At 38.7% G+C, this 17,408-nt stretch carries 15 protein-coding genes and 1 tRNA gene; 11 read left to right on the top strand and 5 right to left on the bottom strand.

Features of this window, described 5'->3' with window-relative positions:
• Nucleotides 1–16: 16 nt before the first annotated feature.
• Both ESY88_RS16190 and ESY88_RS16185 read right to left on the bottom strand, forming a co-directional pair.
• On the bottom strand, nucleotides 17–1,363 hold the full coding sequence (locus tag ESY88_RS16190) for a TolC family protein (RefSeq protein ID WP_147088340.1): 1,347 nt from the start codon (nucleotides 1,361–1,363) through the stop codon (nucleotides 17–19).
• Complete coding sequence (locus ESY88_RS16185) at nucleotides 1,360–1,977, bottom strand: TetR/AcrR family transcriptional regulator (RefSeq protein ID WP_147088341.1); 618 nt, start codon at nucleotides 1,975–1,977, stop codon at nucleotides 1,360–1,362. The genes ESY88_RS16190 and ESY88_RS16185 overlap by 4 nt, the downstream gene beginning before the upstream one ends.
• Before the next feature lie 198 nt (nucleotides 1,978–2,175).
• On the opposite strand from ESY88_RS16185, the gene ESY88_RS16180 reads away from it, so the two are divergent.
• Nucleotides 2,176–3,150, top strand: coding sequence for a polyprenyl synthetase family protein (locus ESY88_RS16180; protein WP_147088342.1), 975 nt, complete (start codon nucleotides 2,176–2,178; stop codon nucleotides 3,148–3,150).
• On the top strand, nucleotides 3,150–3,503 hold the full coding sequence (locus tag ESY88_RS16175) for a hypothetical protein (protein WP_147088343.1): 354 nt from the start codon (nucleotides 3,150–3,152) through the stop codon (nucleotides 3,501–3,503). Before ESY88_RS16180 ends, ESY88_RS16175 begins: the two co-directional genes overlap by 1 nt.
• A gap of 71 nt (nucleotides 3,504–3,574) precedes the next feature.
• Here the strand turns inward: ESY88_RS16175 and ESY88_RS16170 are convergent, their stop codons facing one another.
• The gene (locus ESY88_RS16170; RefSeq protein ID WP_147088344.1) at nucleotides 3,575–4,108 is read right to left on the bottom strand and encodes an alpha-ketoglutarate decarboxylase; all 534 of its coding nucleotides are present in this window, start codon (nucleotides 4,106–4,108) and stop codon (nucleotides 3,575–3,577) included.
• A 113-nt stretch (nucleotides 4,109–4,221) separates the two neighbouring features.
• On the opposite strand from ESY88_RS16170, the gene ESY88_RS16165 reads away from it, so the two are divergent.
• From ESY88_RS16165 to odhB, 3 genes are all read left to right on the top strand, one after another.
• Complete coding sequence (locus ESY88_RS16165) at nucleotides 4,222–6,990, top strand: 2-oxoglutarate dehydrogenase E1 component (protein WP_147088345.1); 2,769 nt, start codon at nucleotides 4,222–4,224, stop codon at nucleotides 6,988–6,990.
• 5 nt (nucleotides 6,991–6,995) lie between these two features.
• Nucleotides 6,996–7,130, top strand: a complete 135-nt coding sequence (locus tag ESY88_RS16160; protein ID WP_223270861.1) for an ORF6N domain-containing protein — start codon at nucleotides 6,996–6,998, stop codon at nucleotides 7,128–7,130.
• A 269-nt stretch (nucleotides 7,131–7,399) separates the two neighbouring features.
• A complete protein-coding gene (odhB, locus tag ESY88_RS16155) occupies nucleotides 7,400–8,683 on the top strand; it encodes a 2-oxoglutarate dehydrogenase complex dihydrolipoyllysine-residue succinyltransferase (RefSeq protein ID WP_147088346.1) in 1,284 nt (427 codons plus the stop codon).
• Between the two features lie 925 nt (nucleotides 8,684–9,608).
• On the opposite strand, the gene ESY88_RS16150 is transcribed toward odhB, so the two are convergent.
• Both ESY88_RS16150 and ESY88_RS16145 read right to left on the bottom strand, forming a co-directional pair.
• Nucleotides 9,609–10,244 carry a response regulator transcription factor gene (locus ESY88_RS16150; RefSeq protein WP_147088347.1) on the bottom strand — a complete coding sequence of 212 codons (636 nt, stop codon included), beginning with the start codon at nucleotides 10,242–10,244 and terminating at the stop codon, nucleotides 9,609–9,611.
• Nucleotides 10,245–10,324: 80 nt separating this feature from the next.
• Nucleotides 10,325–10,768 (bottom strand): retropepsin-like aspartic protease, encoded by a 444-nt coding sequence (locus ESY88_RS16145; RefSeq protein ID WP_147088348.1) that lies wholly within the window; start codon nucleotides 10,766–10,768, stop codon nucleotides 10,325–10,327.
• A 51-nt stretch (nucleotides 10,769–10,819) separates the two neighbouring features.
• On the opposite strand from ESY88_RS16145, the gene ESY88_RS16140 reads away from it, so the two are divergent.
• The 6 genes from ESY88_RS16140 to ESY88_RS16115 all read left to right on the top strand — a co-directional run bounded on the left by ESY88_RS16140 (nucleotide 10,820) and on the right by ESY88_RS16115 (nucleotide 16,700).
• Nucleotides 10,820–11,587, top strand: a complete 768-nt coding sequence (locus tag ESY88_RS16140; RefSeq protein ID WP_147088349.1) for a TatD family hydrolase — start codon at nucleotides 10,820–10,822, stop codon at nucleotides 11,585–11,587.
• A 1-nt stretch (nucleotide 11,588) separates the two neighbouring features.
• Nucleotides 11,589–12,620 (top strand): asparaginase, encoded by a 1,032-nt coding sequence (locus ESY88_RS16135; RefSeq protein ID WP_147088350.1) that lies wholly within the window; start codon nucleotides 11,589–11,591, stop codon nucleotides 12,618–12,620.
• A gap of 284 nt (nucleotides 12,621–12,904) precedes the next feature.
• Nucleotides 12,905–12,989 (top strand) — tRNA-Ser (locus ESY88_RS16130).
• Between the two features lie 1,647 nt (nucleotides 12,990–14,636).
• Complete coding sequence (locus ESY88_RS16125) at nucleotides 14,637–15,314, top strand: pentapeptide repeat-containing protein (RefSeq protein WP_147089875.1); 678 nt, start codon at nucleotides 14,637–14,639, stop codon at nucleotides 15,312–15,314.
• A 576-nt stretch (nucleotides 15,315–15,890) separates the two neighbouring features.
• Nucleotides 15,891–16,238, top strand: coding sequence for a barstar family protein (locus tag ESY88_RS16120; RefSeq protein ID WP_189702627.1), 348 nt, complete (start codon nucleotides 15,891–15,893; stop codon nucleotides 16,236–16,238).
• A complete protein-coding gene (locus ESY88_RS16115) occupies nucleotides 16,239–16,700 on the top strand; it encodes an RDD family protein (protein WP_147088352.1) in 462 nt (153 codons plus the stop codon).
• The last annotated feature ends 708 nt before the right edge of the window (nucleotides 16,701–17,408 follow it).

Below are 17,408 nucleotides of genomic sequence, written 5' to 3'. Positions count from 1 at the left end.
TGGTTTTGTAAGTTGATTAATTTAGAATCACTGAATTTAAGGCAGTTTCTAAGGCTGTTTTAGAATTGATTACATCTAACATGGCTTGCAATAATTCTTGCTGTGCGCCATACAATTGGGTTTGCGCTTGTCTCAATTCAAAGCTGGAACCAATGCCCTCAAAAAATTTGGTTTGGTTCTTTTCTTCGATGCGCTGGGCTAGGGCAAGGTTTTCCTTTTTATTTTCATAGTCTTCCAAAGCAAATTGATAATCACTTTTGGCAGAAGCGATTTGCAGCTTTATACGTTGTTCGGTTTCTTCCAAATCGGTCTTGGCTTTTTCGAGATTGATTTGAGCGCGTTGGGTTGCCGAATTTCGCATCCCTGAACTAAAAAGGGGAACGCTGAGGTTTAGTCCAAATAAGGAGGATCCAAACCATTGCTGCTCTTTGTTGAAGAAATTGAAATCGTTATTAAAACCGGTATAACCACCGTTGATAAACACATCTAGCGAAGGCAAAGCCTTACTTTTTTCAAGTTTCAACATGAGCGCCTTGGCTTCGGTGTCATTTTCGGCAATTAGGTAATCGACGGTATTCTCTGGATTTTCATCGGTTTCTAAAAGTGAAAGCGATCGATTCTGTTCTGTAAGCAGTTCTAAGGTGTCGGTTAGCAGCAAGGGGTTATAAACATCTAGGCCTAAATTGATGTTGAGCATTTGATAGGCGATTTTTTTCAAACGTTCGGTGTTGTTCAAACTGCTCTCAACGCCAGAAAGTGTGATTTTCAACTGTTCTACGCTTTCCTCTTCTTCCAATCCGTTTTCAAAAATCTTGTTGGTCTCATAGAGGTTTTTCTCCAAGACTGTGATGTTTCGGTTTAAAATGGCGATGCTTTCTTCAGCAAGCAACACATTTCCATAGGCATCAATAACCGATTGGCGCACCTGTAAATCGGTCTTGGTCTTAGCATTTTTGGAGATTTGCAAAAACACCTTGGCCGATTGTAATGCAACAATGTAAGAGCCATCAAAGATCTTTTGGTTTAGGGTCGCAAAGGCAGAGGCACTTTGTTTGGTGCCAAAGATCACTTCGGCAAACTCACCAGGCGCACCACCAAAAAACTCGGCAGGAATCACTTGTACTTGCTGTTTTAAAAAGTTTTGATAATCTGCTGTAGCGCTAATTTGTGGGAGACCGCTTGCAGTGGTTTCCCACTTTTGGGCTTTGGCTGCATCAATATCACGTGCGGCGTTGACAACGGTACGATTATTTTCCAGCGCAAAATCAATAGCCTCTTGCAAAGACAGGCGAGTTGGTGCTTCTTGGGCATGGCTGTATTGGCAAGCGATGCATATCGCGAGGAGGATCACTTTTTTTATCATAAAGGGGTATTGTTGGTTGGTTGTGATGTGTTTGTATTGAGTAATTCAAGACCTTTGATGGTGCATATGCCCCGCAAATGGTAATCTAGGTAATTGTCCATAAGGCTGCTCATTGAAAAATCCTTTAAGGGAAATAGTTCTTGGTCTTTTAAGGCGATCATGCAATTGAAATAAATCCTGGAAATAAACTGAATATTGATATGCTCTCTATATAATCCAAGGGCAACACCGCGATGCAAATTATGGGTCACGCAGTCTTGCATGATTTCAAACTGTTTCAGCTTCAGGCTTGAGAAAATTTTCGGATAGTATTTTTGCAATTGGTATTGAGGTGAGGATTTTTCATTCTTTAAATGTTCCATCACAAACTGCTTGATTTCGTAGATTTCAGCAATCGGGTTTTTATCGAGTTCCCTAATCTCGTCGATGCCGCAAGAAATGGTATCGAACATGAAATTGGTTGTAGCCTCGATTAACTTGGTCTTGTTGGCAAAATGCTGGTAAATCGTCTTCTTTGAAATGCCTAGCTGGTTCGCAATATCGTCCATGGTGACGCTCTTGAAGCCGAAGTTTATAAACAATTCTGCACTCTTATGAATAATGGTGTCTCGCATTTTTGAAAGGCCTTCAAACTTATATAGCTTCTTGAGCGCGCAAAAGTACAACAGGAAACTTTAAAAACAATAAAAGTTTCCTAAGTTTTATGATTTTTTTGATGCTGTGAAAGGGGAACGGCGGTGCTGCTGTTTAAAACTTGAAATCGCTTTCATTAAATGATGTAACAATTCAAAACAATCTGTTATTTTTGCAGCATGCAAACAATAGAATCCTACCACGATGCCTTCGTGACTTACCTCAGTGATTTTGTGGAGCCCAAGGAGCCCAAAGCGCTGTATGAGCCCATTCAATACATCCTGCAATTGGGCGGAAAGCGGCTCAGACCCATTTTAACACTCATGACCACCGAGATTCTTGGTGGTGATTATAAAAAAGCCATGGATGCAGCCTTGAGTGTGGAGGTCTTTCACAATTTCTCGTTGGTGCATGATGATATCATGGACGCTGCGCCACTGCGAAGAGGCCAAGAAACGGTACATACAAAATGGGACGTCAATACCGCGATTTTGTCTGGTGATGCCATGCTTATCATGGCCTACCAATTGTTTGAGAATTACGAGCCAAAAACGTTTAGGGATTTGGCGAAACTTTTTAGCAAAACAGCTTTAGAAGTCTGTGAAGGCCAACAATACGATGTGGATTTTGAAACCCGCGACGATGTGACCATTGCAGAATATCTCAAAATGATTGAGTACAAAACTGCAGTCTTGGTTGGTGCAGCCATGCAAATGGGTGCCATTGTGGCTAATGCTTCGGAAGCATGCCAAAAAGCGATTTACGATTTCGGAAAAAACTTGGGCATCGCGTTTCAGCTTCAAGATGATTATCTCGATGCTTTTGGCGACCCAGAAACTTTTGGCAAGCAGGTTGGTGGAGATATCATTGAAAATAAAAAAACCATTTTATACTTGAAGGCGCTGGAGTTCTCGAATGTTTCAGATAGGCGGCAATTGGAGCATCTTTATGGGATCAACCCATCAGACCCTTCAGATAAAATAGAAGCCGTAAAGCAGTTATTTGTCTCAAGTGCGGCTGCGGAAGCTACAAGTCAAGAGATTTCACGTTATACCGAAAAAGCCTTTGCGGTGTTGGAGGGTATCGAAATTTCTGAGCAAGGGAAGGCGGCTTTGAAGACCTTTGGCAAGGGTTTGATGAAAAGGGACGTGTAATGATGGTACCAGCGCATTTTAACGAGCTTATTGAACAGGCGGAAGAATTAGCACTCTACCACAAACTCATTGTCCAAATCAACAAGGATTTTTTATTGGCGAATATCGATCTCGATTTTGAGCTGGACATCCTTCCGTCGAGTTTAAAATTCATGCTTCACGAAACCGTATATAAATTGATTGCCTCTAAATTTGCCGATTATCTCAACCTGCTTTACATCATAGATGTTTCCGAAGAAAAGATCAGAAGCTTGGATGGGAGTGATCCTGTGAAATTATCAGAACAAGTGAGTTTCTTGATTTTGCAGCGCGAATGGCAAAAAGTCTGGCTAAGGAATAAGCACTCGAGTTAAAGCCACGGCGCTTACTAATGATCACGAATAGATTTGCAAATACTTCTTTTCAATGCGCAGTGATTGGTGTCTTAAAAAAAGAAGCGCATAAATGGCGCCCAGGCGTTTGCATATATACTTTTGTTATCGTCATAAAGCAAATCGTAACGCACACCTATGGTCACGTTTCTTGAACGATAGCCAACGCCCATAAATAAGGCTGGATACCAATAATTGTCATCTCTAAAAACGGGGTCGTCAAAATTCTGGCTCACGTTGAGTTGTTCAAATTCTGCAGAAACCTGGATTTCATCAATGGGGTTGAACAGGCCAATCAAGCTTCCGCCCAAAACGGTGGCGTTGAATACGTTTTTTTGGCTGCTGTAAGTCGCGTTGAGTCCTATGCCCATTGAAAATTGCCTGTTATAATCATAAATGGCACTTGGTGCCAAAGTGCCACTAAAAAACCCGTCGCCAAAATTAAGCCCAACGCCTCCACCAAATCGCACATGACTCCAAAAATCAGTGTTTTGACGCAAGTCTTGGGCGCCAATGAAATGGGATAAGAGCAGAAAGACAGAGACGGTACTTAATTTCAATATGGCAGGCAGTCTTAAAAATTCCATAATTCAAAATTTGAGTTAAAAAGGTCTATAAATATACCAAAACTGCCTCTAATATAGGTAAAAGTTGTATTTTTGGTTAAATTTTGTTGAAGCCAAATGACTTACACCCTATAATGGATAAATACTCTTTTTTAAACGCAGCACATACAGCATATTTCGCCGAATTATACGATCAATATTTAAAAAACCCAGACTCTGTTGAGCCAAGTTGGAGGGCTTTTTTCCAAGGTTTCGACTTTGGTAGCGAAAGTGGCTCTGAGATGGTTGAAGACATACCTACAGAAGCTTTTTCCTGTGACGATGTTTCAGAAGGCATTACCAAGGAATTTCAGGTGCTTAAATTGATCAATGGCTACAGAAATAGAGGGCACCTTTTTACCAGAACCAATCCGGTAAGGGAGCGGCGCCAATATTCGCCAACCTTGGATATTCAAAATTTTGGTTTGTCAGAATCTGATTTGGAAACAGAGTTTAGTGCTGGCGATATTTTGGGCATTGGGAAACAAAGTTTAAAAGAAATCATCAGGCACCTCAAAAGCATCTATTGCGATGCGATTGGCGTTGAGTACATGTACATTCGAAACCCTGATGAGATTGAGTGGATTCAGAAAAAACTCAACGTTAATGATTTTCAGCCCGATTTTTCTTCCGACGAAAAAAAACACATTCTAAAAAAATTAAATGAAGCCGTCGCTTTTGAAAGCTTCTTACATACCAAATACGTAGGTCAAAAACGTTTTTCATTGGAAGGTAATGAAACCTTGATCCCAGCATTGGACTCGCTTATTGAAAACGCTGCCAATCATGGAGTCAAAGAATTTGTGATGGGCATGGCGCATCGTGGGCGCTTGAGCACGCTTACCAATATCTTCGGTAAATCGGCCAAGGATATTTTCAGTGAATTTGACGGAAAAGACTACGAACAGAAAATTTTTGATGGCGACGTCAAATACCACTTGGGTTGGACCAGTAACCGTAAAACGCAAGCTGGCCATGAAATCAACCTTAATATCGCTCCCAATCCATCGCATTTAGAAGCTGTTGGCGCTGTGGTTGAAGGTATTACAAGAGCCAAACAGGATGATAAATATGCCGATGATCCTTCAAAAGTCTTGCCAATCATTGTTCATGGTGATGCAGCCATAGCGGGTCAAGGCATTGTATATGAGATCATTCAAATGTCTAATCTGGAGGGCTATAAAACCAACGGCACCATACATATTGTGGTCAATAACCAAATTGGGTTTACCACAAATTACCTAGATGGAAGATCAAGTACCTATTGTACCGATGTGGCTAAAGTGACCTTATCGCCGGTATTGCACGTTAATGCAGACGACGCAGAAGCTGTGGTACATGCTATGCTGTTTGCGCTTCATTTTAGAATGAAATTTAAACGTGACGTGTTTATTGATTTATTGGGCTATAGAAAATATGGTCATAATGAAGGGGATGAACCACGCTTTACCCAACCAAAGTTGTATAGGGCTATTTCAAATCACAAAAACCCAAGAGATATCTATGCAGAACAGCTCATTTCTGAAAAGGTTATTGATGAGGATCATGTTGATAAATTAGAAAAGGAATATAAAGACAAACTCGAGGAAAATCTTGAGGATTCCAGAAAAATAGATAAGACGGTCATTACCCCGTTCATGCAAGGTGAGTGGGAGAACTATAACAATGTTACAGAAGACCAAATGATTACGAAAATCGACACCACCTACTCCAAGGAAGGTCTCGAAAAGATTGCCAAAGTGATAAGCAATTTGCCTGAAGACAAGAAATTTATCAAAAAAATAGAACGTTTGGTACAATCCAGACAAACCATGTTTGATGAAGATAAACTGGATTGGTCTATGGCCGAGCATTTGGCTTATGGGACGCTCTTGGAAGAAGGATACGATGTGAGAATGTCTGGTCAAGATATAGAGCGTGGTACTTTTTCTCACCGTCACGCAGTCATAAAAGTGGAAGATAGTGAGGAGGAGATTGTGCTATTGAATGAGATTAGTGATAAGCAAGGACGCTTCTTCATTTACAACTCGTTGTTATCAGAATACGGAGTGGTTGGTTTTGATTATGGTTATGCCATGGCAAGTCCGAAAACCTTGACCATTTGGGAAGCCCAGTTTGGCGATTTCAGCAATGGTGCACAAATTATGATGGACCAATATATTTCTGCAGCTGAAGATAAGTGGAAACTGCAAAACGGTCTGGTCATGTTGTTGCCTCACGGTTATGAGGGTCAAGGTGCAGAGCACTCCTCGGCGCGTATGGAGCGTTATTTGCAAATGTGTGCGAAGGATAATATGTTTGTAATGGATTGTACCACGCCAGCAAACATGTACCACTTATTGCGTAAACAGATGAAAGGCAATTTTAGAAAACCATTGATTGTTTTTACGCCGAAGAGTTTGTTGCGTCATTCAATGGTAGTATCCACAGTAGATGAATTTGCCAACGGCAGTTTTCAAATGGTCATTGATGATGCGAATGTGAAAGTTAAGGAAGTCAAGTCTTTGATATTCGTGACTGGGAAATTCTATTATGATTTATATGAAGCAAGAGAAGAGTTGAAGCGTAAGGATGTGGCTTTGGTAAGAGTAGAACAGTTGTTCCCATTACCAGAGAAGCAGATTAAGGAGATGATCAAGAAATACAATAAAGCGGAAGAAGTGGTTTGGGCGCAGGAAGAGCCAAGAAATATGGGGGCTTACAGTTATTTACTGATGCATTTGGACGAAGCGAAAACCTTTAGGGTAGCATCCAGACGTCCTTATGGAGCGCCAGCAGCGGGAAGTTCAGTCCGTTCTAAAAAACGCCATCAACAAGTGATTGATTTTGTGTTTGATAAGGAGAAGGATAATCAGAGAATTTAAGCCAATTGCTGAAGGATTCTCTATGGTCACAAATTGAAACAAGAGTCTTAAAGCAGGCCGTAAGACGGAACAGCGATCGCTTTCCAAAAGACTTTATGATTGAACTTACGAATGATGAGTGCAGTTCTTTAAGATCATAAATTGTGACCTTAAAGAATCTGGGAAGAGGAGAACACAGTAAGTAGAAGCCTTTCGCTTTTACCGAGCAAGGTGTTCTAACGCTCTCAATGATGTTGCTGAAGCCCTCAATTTTTTAGTGCAAAAAGATAAAGTAGAAACAGAACAAAAACAACGCAAGCCAATTGGTTATAAAAACAATTAAGTAGCCATAACTTGTGAGAAATTATAGAACAAAATAAAAAGAGTCCTGCGTTCGCAGGGATAAGTAAGACATAAAACAATAAGACCCATGATTTTAGAAATGAAAGTTCCTTCGCCAGGAGAATCCATCACAGAAGTAGAGATAGCAGATTGGTTAGTCTCAGATGGCGATTATGTTGAAAAAGACCAAGCGGTTGCTGAGGTTGATAGTGATAAGGCTACTTTAGAGTTGCCGGCCGAAGCCAGCGGAATCATTACGCTTAAAGCGGAAGTTGGTGATGCTGTTGAGGTTGGGGCAGTGGTATGCCTTATTGATACAGAAGGTAAAAAACCGGGCGGAAGTTCTGATAAGAAGGCTTCCGATAAATCGGAAGAAGAGGCTTCCAAAAAAGAGGAGAAAAGCAGCGATGCTTCCGCAGAAAAAAAGGAAAGCTCATCTGATAAACCTAAAAAAGAAGATTCAGAAAAAAAGGAAGCTTCTTCAGATAGTCAAAAAAGTGCTGGCGTGGCAAGTCCGGCGGCCAAGAAAATTTTGGCTGAGAAAGACATGCAGGCGACTTCCGTAAAGGGAACTGGAAAAGATGGTCGTGTTACTAAGGATGATGCCGTAAATGCTAAGCATTCCATGGGAACACCAACCGGTGGCAAACGTGGCGAATCACGCAGTAAAATGTCAATGTTACGTCGTAAAGTGGCAGAACGATTGGTGGAAGCTAAAAACACCACCGCAATGTTGACCACTTTCAATGAGGTGGATATGAAACCTATCTTCGAGTTGCGTAAACAATATAAAGAGGATTTCAAATCCAAACATGGCGTTAGTCTTGGCTTTATGAGTTTCTTTACTTTAGCAGTTGTTCGCGCACTGGAAATGTATCCTACAGTGAACTCCATGATTGATGGTAAAGAAATGATTAGCTATGACTTTTGTGATATAAGTATCGCGGTTTCTGGGCCAAAAGGCTTGATGGTACCTGTGATGCGCAATGCAGAAAATTTGGGCTTTAGAGGTGTAGAGGAAGAAGTGAAGCGCTTGGCAATTAGAGCACGTGACGGTAAGATCACTGTTGATGAAATGACTGGCGGTACCTTTACCATCTCCAATGGTGGCGTGTTTGGCAGTATGCTTTCCACCCCAATCATCAACCCACCACAAAGTGCCATTTTAGGAATGCACAATATTGTGGAACGTCCTGTTGCCATTGATGGCCATGTGGAAATTAGACCAATCATGTTTGTGGCCTTATCTTATGATCACAGGATTATTGACGGTAAAGAAAGTGTAGGCTTCTTAGTTGCCATTAAGGAAGCACTTGAGAGCCCAGAAGCCTTGTTGATGGATGGTGACGTTAAACGTGCCTTAGAAATGTAGCAGCATTGTTTATCTGAATAAAGAGAAGCGCAATCCAAATTGATTTGGATTGCGCTTTTTTAATTATAGTACCTATCTTTTTTTTGAAGAATCGACAGTTGTTTTTTAAGAAGAACTAAGTTCGTCAATAGTTTACTGTAAACTATCAATTAGAATGTTTTTTTCTTGTCACTCGGGGTGTCAAGATTTTTTTATACACGACAACTTATGTTTGATGCTGCAGTGTTCATGTAAAAGTTGTTTGAGCTAAGCACCAATTATATAATTGGAAAAGGCACAATCCCAAATTGAAGTTTGTGCCTTTTACGGTGCAAATAAATAACTAAAACTAACTAGATGATATATTTATGTCTTAAAAAAAATTGACAATGACATTAACGGTTATGATTAAAACGGCGCTCAAGATTAAGCCCACAATAAATATTTTATTTGTGAAGCTTTGTTTGTCTTTCATGGTTTCCATATTTATAGGTGTTAAATGAGTGAGTGATTTTGTTTTTAACAAAATCCTGGAAGTGAGTTAGGCAACCTCCAGGATTTGTATTCCCCAAATTAATAGAACATAAGCGGTAAAAATTACAGGTTTAGTTCCACTGTAAAATTCGCAAAAATAAGGAGGTGAAACAATACGTAGAACTACGTAGATTTTGATGGATTAGCGCTTTTATAGCACTAAAAAAGCTCTGGTTTAAAAAACACAGAGCCTATTTTTGATCCTTTATAAAAAAGGCAATTGATTAATAGCATTACAAAGATGGGTAATAATAGGAGCTCAAACAATACGTAGAACTACGTATATTCGCAGCTAGGCATAAAAAAAACCTGAATCAATGACAATTCAGGTTTTAGATAAATTTAATTCTCCCTAAAGAATTAATAGTAATATAAAGATGCACTATTATGCCGTGGGAACCAATACGTAGTTCTACGTATATTCTGCTAAAAATGATTCATGTTCTTTTGCAAATATGGCTATGCTTTGGGCATTGGAGGACAGTTTCAGTTTTTCCCTAATGTTGCTTTTGTGTTTTTCGACAGTTCTGTCTGAAATAAAAAGGTTTAGCCCAATCTCTTTTGCAGTATTGTTTTTTGCAACCAAATGCAAGACCTTCAATTCGGTAACGGTTAGTGTCTTAAGTATATTTGGGGTTTCTTTGATTTCGAGGTGTTTTAGCAATTCAGGGCTAAAATAAGAGCGCTCTTCCATCACGTCGGAGATGCAATGTTCAAGTTCCTCAATGGCAAATTCCTTCAGGATGTAACCGTAAATGCCTAAAGATTTGGCTTGGTCATACACGTCCTTGCTTTTTTCAAAAGTGATGATGATGATTCGAGTTTCAATGCCATCTTCCTTGCATTTTTTTGCCACCTGCAAGCCAGTTAAAAAAGGCATTTGAATGTCTAGGATGGCAATTTCTGGAGTATGCGCCTTTATGAGCGTGTAGGCTTCCCGTCCGTTTTTGGCACTCGCGAGCACGTTGTATTTTTTTTCAAGAAGAAAATCAGATAAGCCCTTAAGGATAAGCGGGTGATCATCGGCAATGATAATAGAATCTGGCATATTTCTATTAAATTATGAGGGATTATAAGGGATTATGTCTATAAAGATACGCAGTTTCCAATTGGTTACTGCGATAAAATTTATAATTTGAGGTAGAGCTGTTTTTTATCGTAATCTATAATGGCCTTTGATTTTTTGAGAATGTCTGCGCCAATGATCCCATCTACTGGTTGGGCGTCGTGGTTGATCAAGGCCTCATTGACGTGGCTAAGATTGAACAGCACCAAGGCTACCTTTTTGTTTTTCCATTTGCCAATCTTGATCTCATTCTTGTTAGACATCTGGGTCAACATATCACTCGCGCCAGCTCCGGCAGCCTTGATTTCAGAATCCTCTGCAACGAGCTTAAAGGTTTTTATCGCCTCAAAACCAACGCATGAATTTGAAGCACCAGTGTCTAAAATGAACAAGCCCTTAACCCCATTGATGATGGCCTTGACTTCAAAATGGTTGGTTTTTGTGAGTTGCAATTTTACCTTGGTGTACCCTTTATCAAGCAGGAAATTTTTCAAAGTTGTGTCCATTAGCCTTAAATTTGTGCAAATATACTGTTCTAATTCCATTAAGTTTGTAGCATGACAATTACAGATACGCATACCCATCTTTACAGTGAGGCTTTTGATGAAGACAGGGCTGAAATGATTGCCCGCGCCCAGGCACAAAATGTCAAGCGCTTTTTTATTCCTGCAATCGATTCTTCCTACACTCCAGCAATGTTACAATTGCAATTGGACCACCCAGATCAAGTTTTTTTGATGGCAGGGCTGCATCCTACGCATGTGAAGGAGAATTATGAAGCCGAATTGCAGCATGTAGAGGAGCAATTGGCGAATCATCAGTATTATGCCATTGGCGAAATAGGCATTGATTTGTATTGGGATAAAACCACATTGGCGATGCAGCAGAAGGCCTTCAGGCGTCAAATTCAATTGGCAAAGCAGCATGGCTTGCCCATTGTGATTCATTGCAGGGAAGCCTTCGACGAAATTTTCGAGATTTTGGCAGATGAAAAGGATGAAAAGCTCTTCGGAATTTTTCATTGCTTCACAGGCACTTTAGAACAGGCGCGGCAAGCGATTTCTTATAATATGACATTGGGGATTGGGGGTGTGGCCACTTTTAAAAACGGAAAGATCGATCAATTTCTAAACCAGATTGATCTCAAACACATTGTTTTGGAAACCGATTCACCGTATTTGGCACCAAAACCCTTCCGCGGAAAACGAAACGAAAGTGCGTATATCGTTAAGGTTTTGGAGAAATTAGCTGAAATCTATTCAGTTTCAGAAGAAAAAATAGCAGAAATCACGACCGAAAATTCCAAGGCGATATTCAAGATTTGACATGGCAGTAAGACAACCCAATATTTTATTGATTTATACAGGAGGCACCATCGGGATGATCAAAGATTCCAAGACCGCTGCGCTCAAGAGTTTTGACTTTAAGAATTTGTTGAAACGCATTCCCGAGTTGCGACTTTTGGCTTGCGAGATTGAGACCGTTTCTTTTGAACAGCCTATCGACTCCAGTAACATGAGGCCCGAATATTGGGTCATGATTGCAGAGCTCATTGAAAGCAATTATGATGATTTTGATGGGTTTGTGGTGTTGCATGGTAGTGATACCATGAGTTATTCGGCATCTGCCTTAAGCTTTATGTTCGAGAATTTGACCAAGCCCATCATTTTTACAGGCTCGCAATTGCCCATAGGGGATTTGAGAACCGATGCCAAGGAGAATTTGATCACCTCCATACAAATGGCCAGCTTACAAACTTACGGGCGACCGGTAATTCGTGAAGTGGGACTGTATTTTGAATACAAATTGTTTAGAGGCAATAGAACCACCAAGATCAATGCCGAGCATTTTGAGGCTTTTGAGTCGTTGAATTACACCCATTTGGCAGAATCAGGAGTGCATCTCAAAGTCAACAATGACGCGCTTTTTGTGCCGAATACAAGAAAAAAAATGGTCGTGCATAAAAAATTTGAGACTTCCATTTTATTGGTCAAGATGTTTCCGGGTATTTCTGAAAACATTCTCAAGGGCATGTTTGCTTGCGAAGCCATTAAAGGCATTGTCTTGGAGACCTATGGTGCGGGAAATACCACTACGGAAGATTGGTTTATTGATTTATTGAAAGCCACCATTAAAAAAGGCATACCCATAATCAATGTGACCCAATGTTCTGGTGGAAGCGTCGCCATGGGCCAGTATGAGACCAGTACACAATTAAGGGCCATTGGGCTCACATCGGGAAAAGACATTACTACAGAAGCTGCTTTGACCAAATTGATGTTCATGCTTGGCGAGGAAGTCTCGATGAACTCATTCAAGACCATTTTTGAGACCTCCTTGCGTGGTGAAATGAGCTGATATTTAGGATATAAAGCGACTAAATGCTTGGTTTACGTGGATCTTTAGTTATTTGCGCTTATATCATTTAACGATAAAGAAGCAAGAAATAAGAATCAAGAACCAAAACAGAGTGTACTAATCAAGAAGTATTTTAAAGAAGCTTAAACCTTGGAAGGCTTTTAGTGTGAGCACAGATCAAGCACTTTAGCTAACACTATTAGTTTATTTGAGAGTACATCGTAAAAAAGCAGCCTTAAAATTTTTTAAGTCTGTTGGTAATTGTACTTTTGCCAACTCAAAATAGAGAGGTGGCCGAGCGGTCGAAGGCGCACGCCTGGAAAGCGTGTAAACGGCAACGTTTCGAGGGTTCGAATCCCTTCCTCTCTGCGAAAGGGCATCCCGCAACTTGAAAAGTTGCGGGATTTTTGTTTTGAAAAAACTCCCAAACCAAAGGTTTGAAGGTGTTTTTTCAAAAAAAGAATCCAACACGACCCTTCGTCGTGTTTCGGGATGTCTATGCTTGCTCAAGATTCCCACATGGGAACAGCGGAGCTAATCCCTTCCTCACTGCATTCAACCCACTAACCACATGATGGTTGATGGGTTATTTTTTTGGTTGACAATTTGGTTGACAAAAAGCACCGTTTATTCTTTCTCCCATTCCGTTTATATTTACCTCTTAAAATTAATACATGCCTTTTATCTCGAATAAAATGCAGTATATGATGGTTCAGGTGTTTTATAATACTAGTCAAACATTGGTTTATCCCGTGAAATTTACAATTAAACACATATATTTGTTGACATATAACCAGTTAGCACACAGTTGTCTGCTCCAGAAAACACAGATAAACAACAAAATCTTCTGATTTTTAAGAGCTGAAACTGAAAAACCACACCGAAATTGAAATAGATACGGAAAAAAAAACAAAACAGCGGAATTATCACTCGTGTGAACAATTTTATTTCATGGCCTTCCAATAATAAGTCGCATAACTTGATAAACCTGTGCTTGACCAAAGTTTGGGCAAAATTTTATTTTAAATATACTCGGAAATCAAATCTAACGGCAAAAAACTGCGAAAAGGAACCGAATTTTTTTTTTGGTTTTTTAAGTGCGAAACCGAAACTTTGCCCTTCCCTACAATCTGAAAAAATTATTTTAAAACTCATTGCGAATAATGGCAACGGAATTTAAAAGGAAATAATTAATCTGGATTTTTAAACAAAATTATGTCGGACTTTATTCTGTCGTGAAAAAAATAATAGCGAAGGAAAGAATAAACCGTGTGCTAACACCGTGTATAGACCATTGCTGGGTCTGTGCTTTTTTTGGAATATTATGGGAATGCCCAAAAGTTTGTCTATATTTGGATTGGTTCGTGTGTGAGACACGCAACGGTCCATACACATCAACGTTAGCACACAGTTGTCTGCTCCAGAAAACACAGATAAACAACAAAATCTTCTGATTTTTAAGAGCAGAAACTGAAAAACCACACCGAAATTGAAATAGATACGGAAAAACCAAAACAGCGGAATTATCACTCGTGTGAACAATTTTATTTCTTGGCCTTCCAATAATAAGTCGCATCACTTGAAAAACCTGTGCTTGACCAAAGTTTGGGCAAAATTTTATTTTAGATATACGCGGAAATCAAATCTAACGGAAAAAACCGCGAAAAGAAACCGAATTTTTTTTGGTTTTTTAAGTGCGAAACCGAAACTTTGCCCTTCCCTACCAAATCTGAAAAAAGTTTATTTTAAAACTCATTGCGAAAAATAACAGCGGAATTTAAGAGGAAATTTTTAACCTGGATTTCTAAATAAAATTATGTAGGACTTTATTCTGTAGTTAAAAAATAATAGCGAAGGAAAGAATAAACCGTGTGCTAACACCGTGTATAGACCATTGCTGGGTCTGTGCTTTTTTTGGAATATTATGGGAATGCGCAAAAGTTTGTCTATATTTGGATTGGTTCGTGTGTGAGACACGCAACGGTCCATACACATAACCGTTGGCATTCATTAAAGATGAACCGAGAAACAATCGAAATACTAACTAAATTAAAGGAAAAACCGTCTTCTGAAAAAGTTGACCATATTTTTCTTTTACAAAAGATATACTCTGAATACTCAAACGGAATTACTCAACTAAAACCGATTGCTCTTTTCTACTTGAATGGTTTTGACGGTTTGCCTGCTTTGAAAGAGAAGCATCTATGGGATGAATTAAAATTTAACGGAATTAGAAAAGACTTTGTTGATGCACATAATGAACTTGTTGAATTAATTGATGAAACGCTAAACGGAATTAAAGACAACGAATCTGACTCATTCGATTATCAATTATCAAAAACGGAATTTTTACAACAAATACAATCTGGAAAAGTAGTATTCGAAGAAATTGACTTGGAAAATATGGATTTGAGAAATCAGAAACTATCAGGAATAACCTTTAAAAACTGTTTTATTTCAGCGGATTTCAGAAATTCAGATTTGACGAATACAAAGTTTATAAAAAGTAATATCAAAACTTCTGACTTTCGGAATGCTAATCTGACTAATGCACTTATGCAAAATGTATCCTTTGAAGCAACGAGATTTAAAGGTGCAAAAACGAATGGATTTATCTTTATTGATAATTATAATCATTCCGCAAAAGGAATTGGACAAACTGAATTTAATGATTGGATAATAGAAACTGAATAATAAAAACGAAATGCCAACACCGTATATAAGCTATGGCTTGGTCTGTGTTCATTTGGAAAATTTATGGATTTCTCAAAGATAGTTTATATTTGGAGAGGTTCGTGCTAAAAAACGCCACAGCTCATATACATCAACGTTGTAAAATATAGCAGAATTTACTCAGATCCGAAAATCCAGACTCTGAAAACTGTCTGATCTGAACTATTCCAGAAAACCAACTGTTGCGGAAATTTGAGCAAGTTTGCGGAATTTAAAATCGGATGTTATTTCAAAAACAGTCTATTAACGAGGGATTTTCTAAAACAAGTTTGCGGAATAAATAACGGATCCTATAAAGTTTGCGGAATTTCTCAAGATGCGGAATTTAGCCAGATGCAGAATTATGCACAATGCGGAACTTAAGCAGTTCGCAGATTTGCTTACTCGAGCGCACAACTCAAATGAGTATTTTATCTAAAGTCTGAAATTCACGAAACTACATTTTACAACATCGCGTATAATTAATTGCTTGGCCTGTTTTTTTTCCGAAAACCCTCGCGGATTCTCTAGTTCGTTTTTATTTGCTAAATTTACTGCTTGAGACACGCAACTAATCATACTCAAGAGCGTTACCATACATTTAAGAACGAAATGCAAACATTCATAATTAAAGGAAAAAGATTAAAAAATTGGAAGACATTTCACGCTGAATTTAAAAAAGAAATGCACTTTCCAGATTATTATGGAGAAAATATGGATGCTTGGATTGACTGCATTGATGAACTATCTGATGAACCGACCATTTTACAAATTGAAAACGGAAAATACTTAAAAGAAAATGTTCCTGAATTGTTTAATGCAATCTTGGAATGTGGAGCTTTTGTAAACTACAGAAAAATAGAAGTTGGAGAAAAACCAAATCTTATAATTGCAACAGATTATTAAATGAACGAATCAAGACAAACTTTACAAATAAAAACTGAACCGAATATTGGAAATCGATTTGTTGCTGGATTAGTAGATTATATAATAATTTACGGAGTAACTTTCTTTTTAATTTTCACATTTGGAGAACCGAATGATGAAGGTGGATATTCTTTAAATGGTTTGCCTGGATTAATACCAATTATTTTTTGGCTGATTATGACTGTTGGACTTGAAATTGGTTTCGGAGCAACAATCGGAAATTCATTAGTCGGACTAAAAGCGATTCCGAAAAACGGAACAAACCGAAAACTGACTTTTGGAGAATCTTTTAAAAGACATTTACTTGACCCAATCGATATGTTCTTTTTTGGACTAATCGGAATTATAACAATAAAAAATACAGATAAAAATCAACGATTAGGAGATATTTGGGGAAATACAATTGTTGTGAAAACATCTGAATTAAATAAAACGGAATAAAAAAACGTATGGTAACACCGTATATAATTTATTGCTAATTCTAGCTTACTTACGAAAGTCCTCGCGGACTTTCTTGGTTGGTAATTATTTACTAAATTAAGTGCTTAAAATACGCAACAAACCATATACAAAAACGTTGTAAAAAATGGCGGAATTCACTCATAAATAGACAATCGGAATTCAAAAAAGCATTCTTTTTTGCGGTCGCGGAATTTTATTCGATTTCTAAACCAGTATCATAAATGAAAAACGGAATTACAAAATCAGAAAAGTTGGCGGAATCTTGAATTGTTCAAATCCACTCTGAATAAAATCGTGTTGCGGAATTACTCACTCACACGGAATTTCCCACTCGAACGGAATCAAGTAGTTCGCGGATTTTGGGAACGGCGGAACTCACTCAATCCCACTATCTCAGGGAAAGCAACAACAAAACACAATAATTCCAGGCCACTTTTCACAACATCGCGTATAATTAATTGCTTGGCTTGTTCTTCTTCCGAAAATCCTCGTGGATTCGCTAGTTCGTTTTTATTTGCTAAATTTACTGCTTGAGACGCGCAACTAATCATACTCAAGAGCGTTGCAAGTAATACTCGGGCTTTCTAGAAAGCATCAAATTCAACCAATTAACCAACAATCTTTTAAAATCCGAAAATTGGACAATCCCGAAACGGAAGCCAAAAAGCAAGTTGCGGAATTACTCAC

It is taken from the genome of Subsaximicrobium wynnwilliamsii (assembly GCF_007997225.1).
GTDB lineage: Bacteria > Bacteroidota > Bacteroidia > Flavobacteriales > Flavobacteriaceae > Psychroserpens > Psychroserpens wynnwilliamsii.
The sequence above is the reverse complement of the archived record's forward strand: the minus strand, read 5'-3'. Positions and strand labels throughout refer to the sequence as shown.